This is a genomic window from Fischerella sp. PCC 9605 (genome assembly GCF_000517105.1).
Classification (GTDB): Bacteria; Cyanobacteriota; Cyanobacteriia; order Cyanobacteriales; family Nostocaceae; genus PCC9605.
Window position 1 is genome coordinate 1513916 of the sequence record NZ_KI912148.1, and the last position, 16959, is coordinate 1530874.

A 16959-nucleotide genomic window follows, 5' to 3' on the forward strand; every position below is an offset into this window, starting at 1 on the left:
CGAATAGCTAATAGGTGGTTTTCCTCTCTATTAGCTATTAGATATCTCTTGGCTTTAATAGTATTCTTAGATAACAGACTAAAATTTTTGAGCTTTACTTTTTGAGGAAATACAGCATGACTATTTGGGTAAATGAGCAAATTGATCCTTCCGGCATGATTTATGCTTGTATAGCCTGCTGTAATGAGTCCCAAGCCAAAGATTGCCATGAGTCTTTTAAACAGAATTTGACTGAAACTCAAAAATCAGCTGGTTGGATAGCGCGATTGCGGACTGTTGATTCTTGGGATGATGTTCCAGTCAATGCTTTAAAACTTAATTAATCGGCTTGTTGTTTGGTGTTTGTTGTTTGTTGTCTGGAATAACTAACCATCAACAACCAACTACCAACTACCAACCAACAACTATCTAGGTTAAGAAAATATAACAATAAGATTAAGAAATAATAAATATTTAACAATAGCTTCAAATAAACCTATCCAGTGCAGAAAATAGTTGATTTTTCTGAATCTTTAAGAGTTATCATCTATACAAAGTAAAAATTAAAAAACTTGAAAAAAACGACATAAGATTAGTGAACTATCCAACGCTTAATACTTCTGTTGTAGGCTATCCTATTAATTTGGTTGGCACAAGCGGACAAGCGGTTGAGATTTCAATTCATCCCCCGAGTCAGTACATTTGTGCTAACCGCGAACGGATATTACCAGATTGGAAAAATCAACTTTTTTTGTGGGTGGTGATTGTTTTACAAAAATCTAGATATGGAATGGTGGAAACTACGCCAGAAATTGAAGCAGAAAAACAATGGTTGCGAGAAAATTTTATGAGGTTTGGCTTTGATGTCGCCTTCAATTTACGCGATCGCAACTACCTCACAGACCTCATCGATCCCCGCACTGGCTATCCCTTGCTTTCTCGTCCAGGGATAATTCCCCATGACGACACAGCTGTTGTGAAAGCTTTACTTGGTTATCCAGTCATTCAAAATAAATGTCGCGTACTAATTCATCCCGAATGGGGAATGGCAGTTTATCCCAGTATCTTAATATCAGTAGCTCCCCCAATCATCATCGAATCGGCCATCAGAAGTATAGCTCCTTTGCATGGTTGGAAGGAGGAAATGAGTTAGTGGTTGGTGGTTATTTCCCCAGATTTAATTAACGAACCAAAAATCAGCGGATGTTTTGATAAAACTGCTTTAAGTAGTTTGGCTAGTCCTATGGTTGAACTAAATTTCACTTCTCTCATCTCTGGTTTTCGAGGCACTGCGGGGATTGTTATCAGAAATCTCGATAGTGGTCATGATGCTCAGTTCAACCAAGAACTTTTGTTTCCTGCTGCGAGTCTCATCAAACTAGCTATTTTGTGGGAATTCTTCTATCAATGTGCAATAGGTGTAGTTGATCCAGTAGAAGAGATTGAGCTTCAAGCTCAAGACATGGTGATTGGATTTGGTGTTTTGCGCCAACTCAATCCTGGTTTGAAATTACGTTTACTTGACTTGGCGACATTGATGATTGTAATCAGTGACAACACAGCTACAAATCTTTTAATTGATCGACTTGGGATGGACAACATCAACAACTCAATTCAACAACTTGGGCTTGTGAATACCGCTTTGCAGTACAAAATGTTTGATCCGCGTGATGTGAATCGAGATAACTTTACGAGTCCTGCTGATGTTGCTCGGATACTGGAAGCTTTTGTGCGACAGAGACAATTGCTTGGTCAGTATGGGGATGAACCTTTAAGAATTCTTGAAGGTCAACAGTGTAAAAATAAACTCCATCTTGGTCTTCCCAAGGGAGTACAGTTAGCTAATAAAACGGGTGAGTTGCTTTGGATTGAACATGATGCTGGAATCCTGTTTGCAAAAGATAAAGAAATAGTAATAGTTGTGATGACCCAGGGCTTATCTGAGAACTACGACGGAATTCGACTTTGTAGGGACGTTGCAAAGTTGGTTTATCAGAATATATAAGCTGAAGTTCACCCTGAACAAAAAGCCTTAACGCTTGCGTGGAGGGGCTTCCAAAATTTGGCGTTGCTGATTTGAAGTATGAATTTGATTTTGTCATGCTGAGTGTAGCGCAGCGAAACGAAGCATCTGTCAAGATTCTTCGCTCCACAAAGTTCCGCACCCTGCACCGTAGGGCGCAGCCCTTCTCGTAGAGTAGCCGCACCAAGCGTCTACAGAATGACAATTCATATCTTGATTCAGCAACGCCCAAAATTTTTTTGAGCCGCCATGGTAACGCAAAGACCTTGTGCTTAAAGCTAAATTGTTTACGTAGCAAGGCTTTAAGACCTCTTTTGTAAATTTGCACTGAGGGAAGTTCAGTTTGAGGTATGAGTGCGATCGCAAAGTGCAGTAAAAGATACTTGATAGGGATACTAAACCGTTGTTATGCGATGCACTTCCTGATTAGCGATCGCCTTTTGAGGAAAATTTTTCGATTTAACTGAACATTGGGTTACGCAAAAACCTTTTTGACCTCCGGCATCTGGCTGTTGTCCGCAATCGGAGAAATTATACCGATTCAAAAAATGTTTAAGGGCAGATAACCCCACCCAGGGTGACGGCACTCTCAGAGAACTCGCGCTTAGGGTTGGGGAGGCGTCTTATCTATGTGTTGCATTCTTTTTTCAAATTGGTATTAACCCTGTTTTGTCACTTTTGCAGTGGCAAAATTTTACGAAGACTTACTTCACAAGGGTTAAAGACATTGAACTCTTCTATCATTCCGGGAGCGAGTCAACGCTCTCAAAGCTTTACTGAATAGAGGTTTCATTGACAGAAGCAGGTTAACTACTTTGCATCTACACACTCTAGTTGATTTATCAACACCTTCTACTGGGCTAGAACTCTAAAACGTCGATTCAGTATTCAGAAATTGTCTTTATGGCTGAGACAAGGAAGAGGGGGGAACCGGAGGTGGGTAGTTGGGGAGTTGGGGAGAATATAAAACAGGACTCTCCGCATCACCCCATTGCCCCCCAACCCCACAAAGTGGGCACCCCTAGCCCCTCATCACCCCATCCTTCCTTGTCCTCCTTCCCTTGTCCTTCTTTTCATTTGAAGATTACTGAATCGGTGTTCTAGCCGTCGATCAATTTCACTCCCGGTATTGGATTGACTATATATTGATGTGACTTTGATATAGAGTTCAATCAATGCTTATCCATTGAAAATGGAATAAAACCTTATAAAAAAGAGGTGCAAAAATAGGTGAAAATACTTGTTGGGAGTGGCTTTTACGTCAGACTCACGATTGAGCAGCGTCAAATGAAACACGCAAGGTATTTTACCGTGCGGCCAAGGGCTGGTTAAGTATGAGCGAATATGAGGTGCATGATGAAACTAATCTCAAACGCCATTGGATTCTTGTTTTTTGTGCCTACAGTTTTATTCATTGGCATCAGTTGACAGGAGGTTTTCGACGACAGTGGGCGACTAAACCTCTCATAACCTTTGTTGAGGCATTGGAAACCTTCCGTACAGCTGTTGGATTTCGTTTCATCCATTGGTTAAATACCCACATCGATGTGTTTGCTGCTCACAGCGCTAAGTCTGGCTATATTTGGGCTTAGGAATTTTCAAAGTACCACAAAAATAGTGTATTTTTTTAAAGAAAATTACGATCAACCCTTACCCAACAGGCAATTCCCGTGTTAGAAGCATTCATATTCGCAACAATATTGTGCGGGTTTTTCGGCATCATCCTTAAAAAGAACCTTGTTATGAAGATCATCTCTATGGATGTCATGAGCACGGGGGTTATCGCCTATTACGTGCTGATTGCATCGCGAGATGGTTTGTTCACACCTATTGTTTCAGATGTCAAAAATGGCGCTTACTCCGATCCGGTTCCCCAGGCAGTAATATTGACGGCGATTGTGATCGGCTTTTCGATTCAGGCCTTAATGCTGGTCGGTGTCATGAAGTTGGCGCGGGATAATCCGACATTAGAAAGTAACGAGATCGAGAAGAACAATACGCCATGAGTACCCTTACGATTGCTTGGATCGGACTCCCGTTTTTTGTGGGATTCGTCATTTATCTGCTCCCTAAACTGGATCGCTACCTCGCACTGGGGATGGCTTTTGCTTCTGCTGGATATGCCTTGCAGCTATTTGCCGAGCGATCGCCACTGACACTGCAATTACTAGATCATTTCGGCGTCACATTAGTAGTCGATCAGTTGAGTGGCTACTTTATATTAACAAATGCGCTGGTAACTGCCGCGGTCATCCTCTACTGTTGGCACAGCGGTAAGACAGCTTTTTTTTATGCCCAGACCATCATTTTGCATGGCAGTCTCAATGCCGCGTTTGTCTGTTCGGATTTTATTAGTTTATACGTGGCGTTAGAGGTGAGTGGGATTGCCGCTTTTCTCTTGATTGCCTATCCTCGCACCGATAGATCCATTTGGGTTGCTTTGCGCTATCTGTTTGTCAGCAACGTAGCAATGCTTTTTTATCTGGTTGGCGCGGTGCTGGTCTATCAGACGCATCATTCATTTAGTTTTGCAGGTTTGCGCGGGGCACCTCCGGAGGCGCTTGCCCTCATCTTTGTGGGACTCTTAGTCAAGGGAGGGATCTTTGTATCGGGATTGTGGCTACCGTTGACCCACTCCGAATCGGAAACGCCGGTGTCGGCCATGCTGTCGGGAATTGTGGTCAAAGCTGGTGTCTATCCATTAGTGCGGTGTGCGCTGATGGTGGATGAGATTGATCCGATAGTCAGGATCTTCGGAGTAGGGACGGCGCTGCTGGGAGTGTTCTATGCAGTCTTTGAAAAGGATACCAAGCGGATGCTGGCCTTTCACACGGTTTCGCAGTTAGGCTTTATCCTTGCCGCACCTAAAGTGGGTGGCTTTTATGCGCTGACGCACGGTCTGGTCAAATCCGCGCTCTTTCTGATCGCGGGTGCCTTACCGAGCCGAAACTTCAAGGAACTGCAACAGAAGCCGATCGATACCGGGATCTGGGTTGCTCTGGTTATGGCCAGCTTCTCGATCTCAGGCTTTCCCATGTTGTCTGGCTTTGGGGCGAAGGTTTTGACAACGAAGAATTTGATGCCTTGGCAAGCGATCGCCATGAATGTTGCGGCCCTGGGAACGGCAATATCGTTTGCCAAATTCATCTTTCTGCCCCATGAGAGACGAGAAGGACAAAAGCATGTACGACCTGGTTTCTGGGCAGCGACGATCTTGTTAATCGGTGGTCTGATTTTAGCAAATGTTGTGTATTTTGAGGCGTATACCGTCGCGAATATTACGAAACCACTCGCCATCATCGGCGTTGGCTGGGTGGCGTATTTTTTGATTTTTCGACGGTCAGTACTCAAGCTACCGCGTGTACTTGAGCAATTTGAGCATCTGATCGGTGTAATGAGTCTGATGTTGATCCTACTCTTCTGGATGGTATTTGCATGATTGGGTATTTGAATCTGATATTGCGACTGGTCATCTGGTTTCTGCTCACTGCCAACCTGAGTGTGGCAAATATCATCATCGGCGTCAGCGTCGCACTCCTATTGCCGCACAGACATAAAGCCACAGGAGCATTGAAGGATTGGCTGCGGGCACTGGGTGAGGTGATCGTGGCAATTCCGCAGGCGTATATTGAGGCATTTGAAATCATCCTCCGTCCGCATAACGAAGAAGATGTAACCTTGGAACGAGTCCCACCACGACGGACACCCGGTCTTATATTCTTGGATGTATTTATAATCACCTTTACGCCCAAGACCATTGTCTTGAAATACCACGAAGAAGGCTGGTACGAAGTGCATCGAGTGCGACGGAGGAAAAAGACGTGAACCTGGTACTGATAGCAATGATTCTGGCGCTGCTCATCCCCATGTACGAGGCATGGCAGGATGATGATATCTGGCAAACGATGTTGGCTTTTGCCAGTATCGCCACCAAGACATCAGTCATGATCCTGGTCGTATCCGTCTTGCGGGATGATTGGATGATCGGTGTTGTCGGGGTCATCATCCTGAGTGTGGGAAATGCCGCATTGATGCTGCTGGCCCATGTGATCAAACGAATGAATGATGGATTGAAGAGTGATATATGATCGACGTATTTAGTTATACCTGCATAGGTCTAGGAATCTTCTTCTGGTTTTGGGGCACTTTTCCCTTGCTAGGCAAGCGATCGGTCTTGTTTAAATTGCATAGTCTTTCGGTTGCCGATACCCTCGGTTCGATCAATATCGTGATTGGGCTACTTTTGAGGATACCCAGTGAATGGCCGTTACTTATCCTCGCCATTATCTCCTTGGCAATCTGGAATACGATGCTGGGGTATGTGTTGGCATACTGTTCCAGTAGCGGGGGTAGCAATGACTGATAGCTATATCTATGTCATCATCGCCCTGCTGCCGTTGGCTGCGTCCATGCTAGTACTTCAGGTCAATCCATACCATGCCCTGGTAATTCGCGGCATCCTGGGAGCGATGGCGGCATTGGTATATGAGGTTTTGGGGGCACCGGATGTTGCTTTGACCGAAGCATTAGTGGGTACCATGCTCGCGATTACTCTCTATGCGATTGCGGTGCGTTCATCGCTGGTCATGCGTCTTGGCGTGATCAAAGACGAGTCGGTAGAGGCAGATGACGATCGCCTTTTTGGGCAACTGATGAATGAGTTACGAACTATTTTTGGCAAACGCCACATGCGTCTTGAGTTAGTGACCTACACAAATACGCAGGCTTTGCACCGGGCGCTGATGGACAAAGAAGTCCATGCGATCTGTGCCCCATCGGAATACAGCGATGAATATGGTGCTGTGCCTGGAGATGAAAAGCAACCCTATCAAACCGCGACCAGGGTTCAACGCATCTATGAAATCATACAAAGCGAACTTTCATCACCAGGGACAACCCTAACCTATGTAAGTACACCAGACTCAGGAAAGAAGCATCCATGAAATGGCTTTATATTGTAGCAGGGATAGCGCTATACGTCAAAATGCTCGTCATTCCCAACCCAACACCGGACTTGTCGATCTCTATCGTCGAGTCGGTTGTACGTGATAGTGGGGTGCCTAATGCAGTTTCGGGTATCATTTTCAGGAATCGTCTGTACGATACTATCTTTGAAGTAGTGGTATTTACAATTGCGATCTTGGGTGCCAATTTTCTGCTGGCGGATGAAAAACCGTCCTGCACGATCTATCAGTTCACAGATCAGCCATCAATTGTGCTGGCGCGTCTGGGAGCGACAATTACCGCGTTGGTGGGTATAGAACTAGCGATTCGGGGGCATCTGAGCCCGGGCGGTGGTTTTGCGGCCGGGGTGGCGGGCGGAACGGCGATCGGTCTTGTTGCGATTACTTCATCATCGCAGTGGATGCAGGCGCTCTACAAGCGCTGGCATGCCGCTACATGGGAGAAGGTTTCGGTTCTTATTTTCATTGTCCTGTCAGTTATCACTCTGGCGGGAGGGGAATTACCGCACGGAGAGTTAGGCGCACTGGTCAGCGGGGGGATTCTCCCCATTCTCAACATCCTGGTGGCAGTAAAAGTCGCATTGGGGTCGTGGGCGGTTGTTTTGATTTTTATTCATTATCGGGGATTGTTGTGAGAGATGTGAGGTTGGGGATTGGGGATCGGAAAAACAAGAGGGGGAAGGGGAAAAGGGGAGCGTAAGCGCCCTTGGAGGTTCCACGCCACGTGCTTTAGCCGGGAAACCCGTCCACCGCAGTGGCTCCTCCGTTGTAGCGACTGGCAACAAAGGTGAAAGGTTAATAAATTCCTTTACCCTTTACCCTTTAACCTTTACCCAATGCCCAATTCCCAATCCCCAGTCCCTAATCCCCAATCCCCCATTATGCCGTTACAGCCGCGATCGCCTTGTCAACAAGTTGCAACGCCGTATCTACTTCTTTTTCTGTCACAATCAAAGGTGGTACAAACCGGATCACCTTGGTGCCAGCCGGCACGAGTAATAAACCCTCATTAATTGCAGCTTTAACTACATCAGCGGCAGTAATTTCAGCATCTGCTTTTAACTCCATGCCGTTGATTAAACCCCAGCCGCGCACTTCGGTGATGTGATGGGGATATTTGGCTGCGATCGCCCTTAATCCAGATCGCAATTGCTCACCCCTCTGCTGTACGTTCTCTAAAATGTTCTCTTTCTCCAATGTCTGGCAGACAGCGAGAGCAACGCCACAAGCAAAAGGATTACCGCCAAAGGTGCTAGCATGTTCTCCTGGTTGGAAAACATCGCAGAATTTTTTACACATCATTGCGCCAATGGGAATACCACCGCCTAAGCCCTTGGCACTGGTGAAAATATCCGGCTCAACACCAAGATGTTCGTAACCCCATAACTTGCCACTGCGTCCCATGCCGACTTGCACTTCATCGAAAATCAGCAGTACGCCCGTTTCATCACAAATTTGTCGCAGTTTCTGGAAGTAAGCCACATCGCCTGGACGAACACCGCCTTCTCCCTGCAATGGCTCGATCAAAATCGCCGCGACGCGGTAATCACCTTCATCCAACTCACTAATCGCTGTTTCTACCGCCGCAATATCGTTATAAGGTACGTAGTGGAATCCTGGTACTAATGGATCGAAATTTTTTTGATACTTGGGTTGTGCTGTGGCGGTAATCGTGGCTAAAGTTCTGCCGTGGAAACTAGAGTGAGCCGTTAAAATAATCGGTTGTTCAATTTCCAACACTGTATGCGCGTATTTGCGCGTAAGCTTGATGGCAGCTTCGTTTGCCTCCGCCCCTGAGTTGCAGAAAAATACGCGATCGGCGCAGGAATGCTCAACTATCCACTTTGCCAATTCTCCCTGTTCGGGGATGTAGTACAAATTAGAAACGTGATGCAGTTTTTGAATTTGACGTGTGACTGCTTCCACCATCGCTGGGTGGGCGTGTCCCAAGGTGCAAGTGGCAATTCCTGCTACAAAGTCGAGATATTCTCGCTCCTCGGTATCCCAAACACGACATCCCGCACCTCGTTCCAAAGCTAGGGGAAACCGCCCATAGGTAGACATGACAGCTGCATCGAAGCTATCAGCATCAAAGGGGCTAGATGACACAGAACCTGACTCTGAGGTAATGAGGTGTTGTTGAACAAGAGTTTCTAGGCTCACTGCTTTGCTGCTCCATTAAACTAATACAACACGCAGTCGTAAATGCTGATATCAAGCGGCATCTTTTTGCGATCGCCGCAATTGCCATAAATCTGAGAACTATGACTATAGACCTTGCCAAAAATCTCATGCCACTCAAGCAACATCGCCTCTTGAGTGGCATAAGAATAAATTCGATAGGTGTAGTTCATGACCAGCATGAAAATACTTTACCATAACCGACAAGTTATGGTAGTTGCCCTCACCCCCGATCCTAGAAAACTAATTCAGTAATCTTCAAATTGGAGACAAGGCAGACAAGGAGGACAAGGAAATAACGCTTTTCCCTTTAACCTTTACCCTTTAAGCGACCAACACCCGTTAATTTTGGGTTGGCGAAGTATTAATAGTTCATCTTAAGCTGACACTCGGTTATCCTCAAAACGAGTGGCGGTGGTGAAATATAGTGTACTCAACTCTGGAACAAAAATATCAACGTATCCAAAAAGAGTTAATGGCGGGGGCAGTTGCTCTCGGCGGTGTATTCCTCATCGGTACTTTATGGTATCGCCTAGTGGAAGGCTGGTCATGGGAAGACGCAGCATATATGACGATCATCACTTTAGCGACTGTTGGCTACGGTGAAACACGACCACTAGAAAGCAGGGGGCGGCTGTTTACAATAGCCTTGATTTTAATGGGTGTAATCAGTATTGGTTACATCGTGAACCGATTTACAGAAGCCGTAATTCAAGGCTATTTTCAAGAAGGAATTCGACTACGGCAGGTGCGGCGCGCAATGGAATCTTTATCAGGGCACTATATCATTTGTGGATATAGTCGGACTGGTCGTCAAATTGCCAAAGAATTTCAGGCAGAAGCCGTTTCTTTTGTAATTATTGACTCCGACGTGGAATCTGTGCGAAAGGCACAAGAACTAGGTTACACCATATACCAGGGTGACGCCACTTTAGATGAAACGCTGATCAGGGTAGGTATTGAAAGGGCAGCTTGTATAGTAGCAGCCCTACCTTCCGATGCGGAAAATTTATATACAGTTCTTTCGGCAAAACATCTGAATCCAGGAATTCGGGCGATCGCCCGAGCAAGTACAGAAGAAGCGTTACAAAAGTTACAACGTGGTGGTGCAGATGCTGTGATTTCTCCTTACATCACCGGCGGTAAGCGGATGGCAGCAGCAGCACTCAGACCCCAAGTTATGGACTTTGTCGATGGAATTATCTCAGGTGCAGACCGACAGTTATATATGGAAGAATTTTTACTCGACCGAAATATTTGTCCGGTTGTGGGTCAAACTTTAGGACAAGCAAGGTTACGAGCGCAAACAGGCGCATTGATTCTCGCTGTCCGTCGCGTCGATGGCACCCTGATCGGTGGCCCCACTCCTGACACAGTATTTATGCCAGGAGATGTATTAATTGCGATGGGTACACCTGAACAACTACGTGCTCTCAACCAGCTTCTTGGGCCAATTGGTTCCAAGCAATTGCGAAGACCAAAGAAGAGTTAGACACAAGCAAGAAGAATATTTTTACCTAAAAGTAACGCGGCTACCATCATTGATTTGTTCACTGGGATGGAGAATGACTACTTCACCTTCCTTAAGTCCTTGCCGAATTTCAGCTTCAAAATCACTGCGCTGTCCGATTTCAACCAAGCGAAGAGCAGCTTTACCATCTTTGACTACAAAGGTACACCAAGATCGATCGCAGCGAAAAAGTGAACTCAACGGTATCTTCAGCAGATTTTTACTATCCCAAATCACAATTTGCACATCGACACGGTAAGCATCACCGAAGGAGTGAGGTGTATCAACAAAATCACCAATAATATTGACGCGTTGCTCCTCAACTCCCAGGGCAGAAACTTTAGTAAAAGCTGAAGGTTCCACCAGTCGCACTTTTGCCAGAATTGGCTGAGTATCGGCTCCCCGGTCAATTAAAATAGTGTCCCCAGGCTGAATTTTCACAGCATCGCTGGAAAGCACGTCAATTACTAGTTCCAGCTTGGAGACATCACCTATTTCTAACAGAGGTGTGCCAGATGTAACATATTGGGCACTTTTCTGGAGTATCCGCAGAACTTGACCACGCACAGGGGAGCGAATGTCAGTACGGGCTGCTTCATCCTTTAGCTTCGAGAGTTCCGCCTCTACGCTGGCAATCCGGGCATCGTAAACCTTGAGCAAATAATCTGGGTCACTCTGTTGTTGTTGTAAGACAGTTAGGGCTGCCTGTGCTACCTGAACTTCCGCAGTAGCAGATTTTGCTTCCAACTTTGCTGCTTCTAGTTCTTTGGCTTTGGTAGTTTCATTCAGTTCTGCAATTTCCCGGTCTTTGCGGGGAATCACCCCAGCCGCTTGCAGTTCTTGGGCACGTTGACTATCCCGTCGGGCTTGTGCCAGTGCTGCCTGGGCTTGCGCTACCCTTGCCTCCGCCTGACGTTGGGCGGCAAGTGCTGACTGAATGCGCTTTTGTGCCTGTTCTAAGGTTGCCTGTTTGGGTCGCTGCGTTGCTACTCCTTCTCGCTGTGCCTGCCATTCTGCTAGCCTTGCCAAGGCTTCTTTAACTGAAGCAGTCAGGGGAAGCGGGTCAATGCGGGCAACTACGGTTCCTTGCTCAACTTTATCGCCTTCATCTAGTTCAATCCGGGCAAGGCGACCATCAACAGGTGCTGAAACCACAAAGCGATCGCGCACCCGAGTTTTGCCTTCTGCATTTACTGTTACTCGCAGTTCGCCACGAGTAACGCACCCAGTGTCTACTGGAATGGGAGGAGGACGAAATGCCCAAACAACCAGTGTGAGGGTAGCAAGGGCGATCGCAGAATAGACAAACAACTTTCGCGAAAATTTTGGCAAACGCTTCCTCAAGCCCTCGGTATCTTTAGTCGGTTTTTGGTCAGTTGGTTGCTTAGGTGATGGTAATAGCTTCATGATGTCCTTACTCCCTAGTTTTGAGGACAGCGATGAGATCGAGCTTGGTTAGCTGACGGCGGACAATTAGTCCAGAGACAATAGCCGCGATCGCCACCACAACAAAAGCAAACGCAAAAGTCGCCCTCGTCACAATCAAAGGGAAGCGGTAAAGTTCCGAGTTGTAGGCAAAAGACATCAAAGCACAAAAACCAAACCCAATTGCAAACCCCAGAGGAATTGCAGCCATCGTCAAAACTGCCTGTTCGCCCAAGAGAATGACTGCAACCTCTGCTTGAGTGAAACCAATTACACGCAGCGTAGCCAGTTCTCGACTGCGTTCTGACAAAGCAATGCGAGCGGCATTGTAGACTACCCCAAAGGCAATAACGCAGGCGAAAATTACCAATACAGTAGTGAAAATACTGAGACTGCCAGCGATGGTTTCTTGAAAGCGGGCGATCGCCGTCGTTCGCACAGAAACACCTGTTACCGCAGGTGTCCGTTTTAGCAGCGCATATAACTTATCAATTTGCAACGAGTCAGCAGCCAGATATGCCCCAGAAACAGTTCCTCCTTCACGCATCAACCGATTCAATGCATGGATATCCATGTATGCTGCAACACCAATCAGTTCATCCACCAACCCAGCTACAGCAACACTGCGGGTAGGTCTAGCTCCCTCCAAGACTTCTACCGTCAAGACATCGCCTGGTGTAACTCCCAGAATTTCCGCTAGTTTTGTTGTCAGCACGACCCCATCAGGTGGTAAATAGACAGTATGCAGTTTCCGATCCACCAAGCGGCGCAGTTCTCCTGTTGGTTCCAGCCCTGTCAGGGCAATTCGGTATGTGCGATGTTCAAAGCGCAACCTGGCTGGCACTGCCCGGAATGGTTCGGCTTGCAAGACACCAGGCAGATGATTGACTTCATACCGCACCCGAGAGGGGCGCGGCTCATTGAAGACAATCGTCACATCCTCACGTTGGACATTGCGGAACTGCACATCAATCATGTGTTGTATGGCATCGGTAAAGTAGCGACCGACAACCAGCATGGCAACGGCAAGGGCTATCCCAAGAGTAGACAAAAAAGCTTGTACTGGTTTCCGTTCCAGATTTCGCAGTATCATCCGACCCACTGGTGGGAGCAAATCCTGAAATCCCATACGTTCAATGATAGTGGGGCGAAAGTGGGCGGGTGGTTCGGGACGCATCGCTTCAGCAGGAGGTAGAGAAACCGCTTTTTGCACAGACATGAAAGCACCAATAACAGCAGCGCCACCACTAATAAAAATTGCGCCCATCACTTGAGCTATACCAAATTCATAGCGGAGTACGGGGAAGGAGAAAAACCGGGTATAGTTATGAGTGACTGCAACACCAAACCACAATCCCAAGGCAGTGCCAAGTGCTGCGCCGATGAAAACAATCGCCAGCACAAACTTGAGATAGTGCCAGCCTATGCTCAGATTGTTGTAGCCGAAAGCTTTCAGTACGGCGATTTGGTCGCGTTGGGTAGCGATGAGGCGAGAAAGCAGGATATGTAGTAAAAATGCCGCGATACCAAGAAAAATAGACGGTACTATCGTTGCAGTTCCTTGCAATTGGGTAATTTCTTCCGATAAAAAGCGGTTAGAAAGCTGGTCTTTGCGTCCGTAGGCACCAAATCCGCCATACCTTTCCAGAAATTGATCGAGCCGGAAGATAACATCTGCTTCTATTGCCCCTCGCATCAGCGTCAGCGTCACATCATTAAACGCCCCATCCATATCAAAGGCTGTTCCCAAAGCATCACGTCCCATCCAAAAAACACCGAAGCGTTGATTATCGGGGAAAATATCGCCCGTTCCCTGGATGGCGTAGACATACTCTGGCGAAAGCGCTATTCCCACAATCCGCAACTTTTGCCAGCGTCCGTTAATGACTGCACCTATGGTATCACCTAAATCTAGTCGATGGGCTTTGGCAAAGTTTTCACCGATCAATACTTCATCATCTCTATCTGGCTGGATGTAGCGCCCCCGTCGGATGAAAAGGTCGTTGAGCATCGGCATTTGCCGCTCTGGTATAGATATTAACCGTCCTGTGGCTGGTTCACCTCGTCCGGCAATGTCGAGGCTGACATCTGCTACTACCCGCGTTTGCACCTGCGCCACTCCTGGAATTGACTCTATTTGCGACTTGAGGGATTCTGGGGCGCGTTTAAGTTGGGCGAAGACTTGGGCAAAGCGATATTGCTCGTAATAGTTTGCCTGGGAAAGTTTGAGGGATTCGTAGGCACTCAGCATTGAGACAAAGCTAGCAATTCCGCAGGCGACAACCAAGGCTATGGCTATCATTTGACCGCGCATATGCCAAAGGTCACGCAGGAGTTTTTGATCGAGGGCTTTCATGGTAGTTGTCCCTCATTGTCAAAAACTCTTTGTGTTTTGGATGTGCTGAGAATTGCCATAACCAATGCGATCGCTCACCTTAATTTTGAGGTTAGGCAAGAAAGTTGAGGAAGTTGTGAGAGTTGGTTAGTGGGGATGGAAAAGTCTGCCTTTAGCCGAACTACTCAACAATGCCTAGAGCGTCTTTTGCATCCGCAATTGTGACCATGAGTGTCATCAAAGCGACAGGTGAAGGGGTAAAACCGCATTTTAAGTAGAATTGCTTTGCTTCTTGTGAAATCGCGTGGACGAGGATGGCTCTGATACCAGCGATTTTAGCCGCTTGTAATGTGCGAAGAACTGCATCACGTACTAAAGCACGCCCAATCCCTTGAGAGTGCCAGTTATGGTCTACAGCAAGCCGCCCAATCACCATGGCAGGAATTGGGTTAGGCATATTACGTCGGATGCGCCCAGGTGCTTCGGTATTTACTATGCTTCCGTTAGCAAGACAATAGTAGGCGATAACTTTTTGCTCAATAGTTACAACATAGGTTCGGGAAGCACCACAGTCTTCATTTTTAAGTGCACGCTTCCTCAACCAATCGTTCAATTCAGGATTGCCGGAATCAAAATCTTTTAGCTGATGCTCTGGTTTTATTGGTTGAGGAGCTTGCAATGTCTGATTCTGCTCATTGACCACATTTAATCCCACGGTGCTTTTGTTGACAGCAATTTACGGAGATTCTCATTAGCAGAGGGTGGTGCATCAAGGAGTTCCATAAATTGTTGGAATTTCTCGTCAGAGAGCATAAACAGCCGACGGTCTAGTAAAACCGCTTCCGCCTCTCGGCAAGCTGTCTCTAGCATGAAATCGGAGCGGCTCTTGCCGAGAGCTTCTGCCGCACGGTCGATTAATTCACGTTGTGCCAGATGTGCCCGGATGTTAATGGTGACATCGCGGTTTCGATTAACTGGCTCTGGCGATCGCGCTTCCATTTATCAATTACCTCTAATGTCCACACAACGACTATACAAATTTTGTATATACAACGTCAACATAAACAGGATTTATGCAAAAAAACCGGTTTTCTAGAATTCTTGGAAAGTGTGGGGAAGTGCGATCGCTTTTGGTGGTTGATGTTGGATGGCGGTGATCGCCATAACTTATCGACAACGCCAGCACCAAAGGTCACGCAGAAGTTTTTTTAAAAAGTTAACACCTTATCGGCATCAACTGTCCATTGCGTAAGCTGACTCATGGTGCCGTTTTCAATGCCATCAATAAAGGTTATTTGCTTAATGCCTCTGGCTTCGGCACAGGTGCCACAGGTTTTAACTTTTCCACCTTTATTCAGAATGGCTTTCAGCATTCGCTCAATGTTGTAATATCCCTGAGGTGTGGATTGATCCGGCAGGGCGCACGTGACCGCATCTGCCAACAGAAAAATTAGCACTTCTGTTGTTGGATGTTCTTTTTGTAAAGACATCGCCATGCGAAGGGCATTGTAGGCTTTTTCAGTGCCGTAGGGCGCATCATTAATAATAAATAGTATTTTCATTGCCAACCTCCTTGAAAAGTATGTATTTAGACAACACCATAACTTGCCAGTAGGGTAGAGACATCACATTAAACAACCCCCAACTCTACTTGGTTGCGATCGCGCTCTAATGCCGCACAGCTATCTTGCATAATCTTGGATAACGACCAAATTGAGCGGCGACAAACAAGACCGAAACGATAGACGAGGAGACTTTCGACCCCGCTCCAATGATTTGTTATCCTGCGTTCTCTACTGCAAGGCTCCAATTACACCATAATACACGCAAGCACCTGCACCGATTAGATAGACAACCAAGTCAAGAAAAAACCGATGGCGCGACCCGGCGACGGACCATACGTTTTAATTAACCCCCACGCATGAGCAACGCGACCGACCGTTAGCGCACTTCCTAAGACCCATAACAACCAAGTCTGTGAATTCATCAACTCAAGCACGAGTATGAACAGCAACGCAAGCGGAACATACTCTATGAAATTGCCGTAAGCCCGCACTTTACGCTGTAATATTCCATCGTCGCTGGTTTTAGTTGTAACTGACTTCTGGGTGTAGTTTTCGACAAATACTGCCCATTTACCGGGCTTGTCAAGGTAGTTTGCCTGATTTGACACGTCTGCTTTCGACTCTCCGTGCCAAACTCTGGTACTTATCCGCTCCATCACCACGATGTAAGACAATGCGAACGCTACAAATCCATTGAGTCCGATGAAAAGGGTTGAAATAGGAACAGGATTATTCATCTGCTTTGTCCAAAAACATCTCGCATTTCATTGTGACAGGTAGCAGACAAAGTTGAATTTCTGTCCTACAAATAGCTTGAAATTGCACAACTTCTACCACTAATCAATTACCCTTAAACGAATCACCTTACCGATCGCTTCCAAATTAATTTGACACTAAACACCAACCGAGCTGATGAACTTGCTCTTGCACTACTATTCCAACTAAACTAGACTTAGTCTACAAACTTAGTTTTTAAG

General features: G+C 46.5%; 19 protein-coding genes and 1 pseudogene. 12 read left to right on the top strand and 8 right to left on the bottom strand.

Translation table 11 applies throughout. The features are described from left to right. Window positions 1-116: 116 nt before the first annotated feature. The 11 genes and pseudogenes from FIS9605_RS0108910 (at window position 117) to FIS9605_RS0108960 (ending at window position 7601) form a co-directional block, all read left to right on the top strand. Window positions 117-323: a hypothetical protein gene (locus FIS9605_RS0108910; protein ID WP_026732279.1), complete on the top strand. Its 207-nt coding sequence runs from the start codon at window positions 117-119 to the stop codon at window positions 321-323. Between the two features lie 251 nt (window positions 324-574). Then, window positions 575-1132, top strand: coding sequence for a methylmalonic aciduria and homocystinuria type D protein (locus FIS9605_RS0108915; RefSeq protein ID WP_026732280.1), 558 nt, complete (start codon window positions 575-577; stop codon window positions 1130-1132). Between the two features lie 6 nt (window positions 1133-1138). Next, a complete protein-coding gene (locus FIS9605_RS0108920; protein ID WP_051469961.1) occupies window positions 1139-1984 on the top strand; it encodes a serine hydrolase in 846 nt (281 codons plus the stop codon). Between the two features lie 1316 nt (window positions 1985-3300). Further along, window positions 3301-3594: pseudogene (locus FIS9605_RS36620) on the top strand (IS701 family transposase); the annotation flags it as partial. Window positions 3595-3672: 78 nt separating this feature from the next. Further along, a complete protein-coding gene (locus FIS9605_RS0108930) occupies window positions 3673-4008 on the top strand; it encodes a cation:proton antiporter subunit C (RefSeq protein ID WP_026732282.1) in 336 nt (111 codons plus the stop codon). Next, on the top strand, window positions 4005-5441 hold the full coding sequence (locus FIS9605_RS0108935; protein WP_026732283.1) for a cation:proton antiporter: 1437 nt from the start codon (window positions 4005-4007) through the stop codon (window positions 5439-5441). The genes FIS9605_RS0108930 and FIS9605_RS0108935 overlap by 4 nt, the downstream gene beginning before the upstream one ends. Continuing rightward, complete coding sequence (locus tag FIS9605_RS0108940; protein WP_026732284.1) at window positions 5438-5827, top strand: Na+/H+ antiporter subunit E; 390 nt, start codon at window positions 5438-5440, stop codon at window positions 5825-5827. The genes FIS9605_RS0108935 and FIS9605_RS0108940 overlap by 4 nt, the downstream gene beginning before the upstream one ends. After that, window positions 5824-6090 carry a hypothetical protein gene (locus FIS9605_RS0108945; protein ID WP_026732285.1) on the top strand — a complete coding sequence of 89 codons (267 nt, stop codon included), beginning with the start codon at window positions 5824-5826 and terminating at the stop codon, window positions 6088-6090. The genes FIS9605_RS0108940 and FIS9605_RS0108945 overlap by 4 nt, the downstream gene beginning before the upstream one ends. Beyond that, window positions 6087-6365 (top strand): monovalent cation/H(+) antiporter subunit G, encoded by a 279-nt coding sequence (locus FIS9605_RS0108950; RefSeq protein WP_026732286.1) that lies wholly within the window; start codon window positions 6087-6089, stop codon window positions 6363-6365. The genes FIS9605_RS0108945 and FIS9605_RS0108950 overlap by 4 nt, the downstream gene beginning before the upstream one ends. Further along, window positions 6358-6945, top strand: a complete 588-nt coding sequence (locus tag FIS9605_RS0108955) for a DUF4040 domain-containing protein (RefSeq protein WP_026732287.1) — start codon at window positions 6358-6360, stop codon at window positions 6943-6945. Before FIS9605_RS0108950 ends, FIS9605_RS0108955 begins: the two co-directional genes overlap by 8 nt. Further along, entirely contained in the window at window positions 6942-7601 is a 660-nt protein-coding gene (locus FIS9605_RS0108960; protein WP_026732288.1) for a Na(+)/H(+) antiporter subunit B, read from the top strand. Before FIS9605_RS0108955 ends, FIS9605_RS0108960 begins: the two co-directional genes overlap by 4 nt. Window positions 7602-7845: 244 nt before the next feature. On the opposite strand, the gene FIS9605_RS0108965 is transcribed toward FIS9605_RS0108960, so the two are convergent. Both FIS9605_RS0108965 and FIS9605_RS0108970 read right to left on the bottom strand, forming a co-directional pair. After that, window positions 7846-9129 carry an aspartate aminotransferase family protein gene (locus FIS9605_RS0108965; protein ID WP_026732289.1) on the bottom strand — a complete coding sequence of 428 codons (1284 nt, stop codon included), beginning with the start codon at window positions 9127-9129 and terminating at the stop codon, window positions 7846-7848. 20 nt (window positions 9130-9149) lie between these two features. Continuing rightward, a complete protein-coding gene (locus FIS9605_RS0108970) occupies window positions 9150-9320 on the bottom strand; it encodes a hypothetical protein (RefSeq protein WP_442854689.1) in 171 nt (56 codons plus the stop codon). A 254-nt stretch (window positions 9321-9574) separates the two neighbouring features. On the opposite strand from FIS9605_RS0108970, the gene FIS9605_RS0108975 reads away from it, so the two are divergent. Then, entirely contained in the window at window positions 9575-10639 is a 1065-nt protein-coding gene (locus tag FIS9605_RS0108975; RefSeq protein WP_026732291.1) for a potassium channel family protein, read from the top strand. Window positions 10640-10660: 21 nt separating this feature from the next. Here the strand turns inward: FIS9605_RS0108975 and FIS9605_RS36625 are convergent, their stop codons facing one another. The 6 genes from FIS9605_RS36625 to FIS9605_RS36630 all read right to left on the bottom strand — a co-directional run bounded on the left by FIS9605_RS36625 (window position 10661) and on the right by FIS9605_RS36630 (window position 16719). After that, entirely contained in the window at window positions 10661-12064 is a 1404-nt protein-coding gene (locus FIS9605_RS36625) for an efflux RND transporter periplasmic adaptor subunit (protein ID WP_035139483.1), read from the bottom strand. Between the two features lie 7 nt (window positions 12065-12071). Beyond that, a complete protein-coding gene (locus FIS9605_RS0108985; RefSeq protein WP_026732292.1) occupies window positions 12072-14438 on the bottom strand; it encodes an ABC transporter permease in 2367 nt (788 codons plus the stop codon). 160 nt (window positions 14439-14598) lie between these two features. After that, on the bottom strand, window positions 14599-15132 hold the full coding sequence (locus FIS9605_RS0108990; RefSeq protein WP_026732293.1) for a GNAT family N-acetyltransferase: 534 nt from the start codon (window positions 15130-15132) through the stop codon (window positions 14599-14601). Next, window positions 15123-15416, bottom strand: a complete 294-nt coding sequence (locus tag FIS9605_RS0108995) for a type II toxin-antitoxin system TacA family antitoxin (RefSeq protein WP_026732294.1) — start codon at window positions 15414-15416, stop codon at window positions 15123-15125. The genes FIS9605_RS0108990 and FIS9605_RS0108995 overlap by 10 nt, the downstream gene beginning before the upstream one ends. Before the next feature lie 209 nt (window positions 15417-15625). Continuing rightward, window positions 15626-15979 (bottom strand): DsrE/DsrF/TusD sulfur relay family protein, encoded by a 354-nt coding sequence (locus tag FIS9605_RS0109000; RefSeq protein ID WP_026732295.1) that lies wholly within the window; start codon window positions 15977-15979, stop codon window positions 15626-15628. 281 nt (window positions 15980-16260) lie between these two features. Continuing rightward, a complete protein-coding gene (locus FIS9605_RS36630; protein WP_231510273.1) occupies window positions 16261-16719 on the bottom strand; it encodes an MAPEG family protein in 459 nt (152 codons plus the stop codon). Window positions 16720-16959: the final 240 nt, after the last annotated feature.

What these genes read in the sequence shown, in the direction of transcription:
- FIS9605_RS0108970 (WP_442854689.1), bottom strand. Translation starts at nt 9,320, where the DNA reads ATGAACTACACCTATCGAATTTATTCTTATGCCACTCAAGAGGCGATG.
- FIS9605_RS36630 (WP_231510273.1), bottom strand. Translation starts at nt 16,719, where the DNA reads ATGAATAATCCTGTTCCTATTTCAACCCTTTTCATCGGACTCAATGGA.
- FIS9605_RS0108955 (WP_026732287.1), top strand. Translation starts at nt 6,358, where the DNA reads ATGACTGATAGCTATATCTATGTCATCATCGCCCTGCTGCCGTTGGCT.
- FIS9605_RS0108910 (WP_026732279.1), top strand. Translation starts at nt 117, where the DNA reads ATGACTATTTGGGTAAATGAGCAAATTGATCCTTCCGGCATGATTTAT.
- FIS9605_RS0108940 (WP_026732284.1), top strand. Translation starts at nt 5,438, where the DNA reads ATGATTGGGTATTTGAATCTGATATTGCGACTGGTCATCTGGTTTCTG.
- FIS9605_RS0108985 (WP_026732292.1), bottom strand. Translation starts at nt 14,438, where the DNA reads ATGAAAGCCCTCGATCAAAAACTCCTGCGTGACCTTTGGCATATGCGC.
- FIS9605_RS0108960 (WP_026732288.1), top strand. Translation starts at nt 6,942, where the DNA reads ATGAAATGGCTTTATATTGTAGCAGGGATAGCGCTATACGTCAAAATG.
- FIS9605_RS0109000 (WP_026732295.1), bottom strand. Translation starts at nt 15,979, where the DNA reads ATGAAAATACTATTTATTATTAATGATGCGCCCTACGGCACTGAAAAA.
- FIS9605_RS36625 (WP_035139483.1), bottom strand. Translation starts at nt 12,064, where the DNA reads ATGAAGCTATTACCATCACCTAAGCAACCAACTGACCAAAAACCGACT.
- FIS9605_RS0108950 (WP_026732286.1), top strand. Translation starts at nt 6,087, where the DNA reads ATGATCGACGTATTTAGTTATACCTGCATAGGTCTAGGAATCTTCTTC.
- FIS9605_RS0108995 (WP_026732294.1), bottom strand. Translation starts at nt 15,416, where the DNA reads ATGGAAGCGCGATCGCCAGAGCCAGTTAATCGAAACCGCGATGTCACC.
- FIS9605_RS0108935 (WP_026732283.1), top strand. Translation starts at nt 4,005, where the DNA reads ATGAGTACCCTTACGATTGCTTGGATCGGACTCCCGTTTTTTGTGGGA.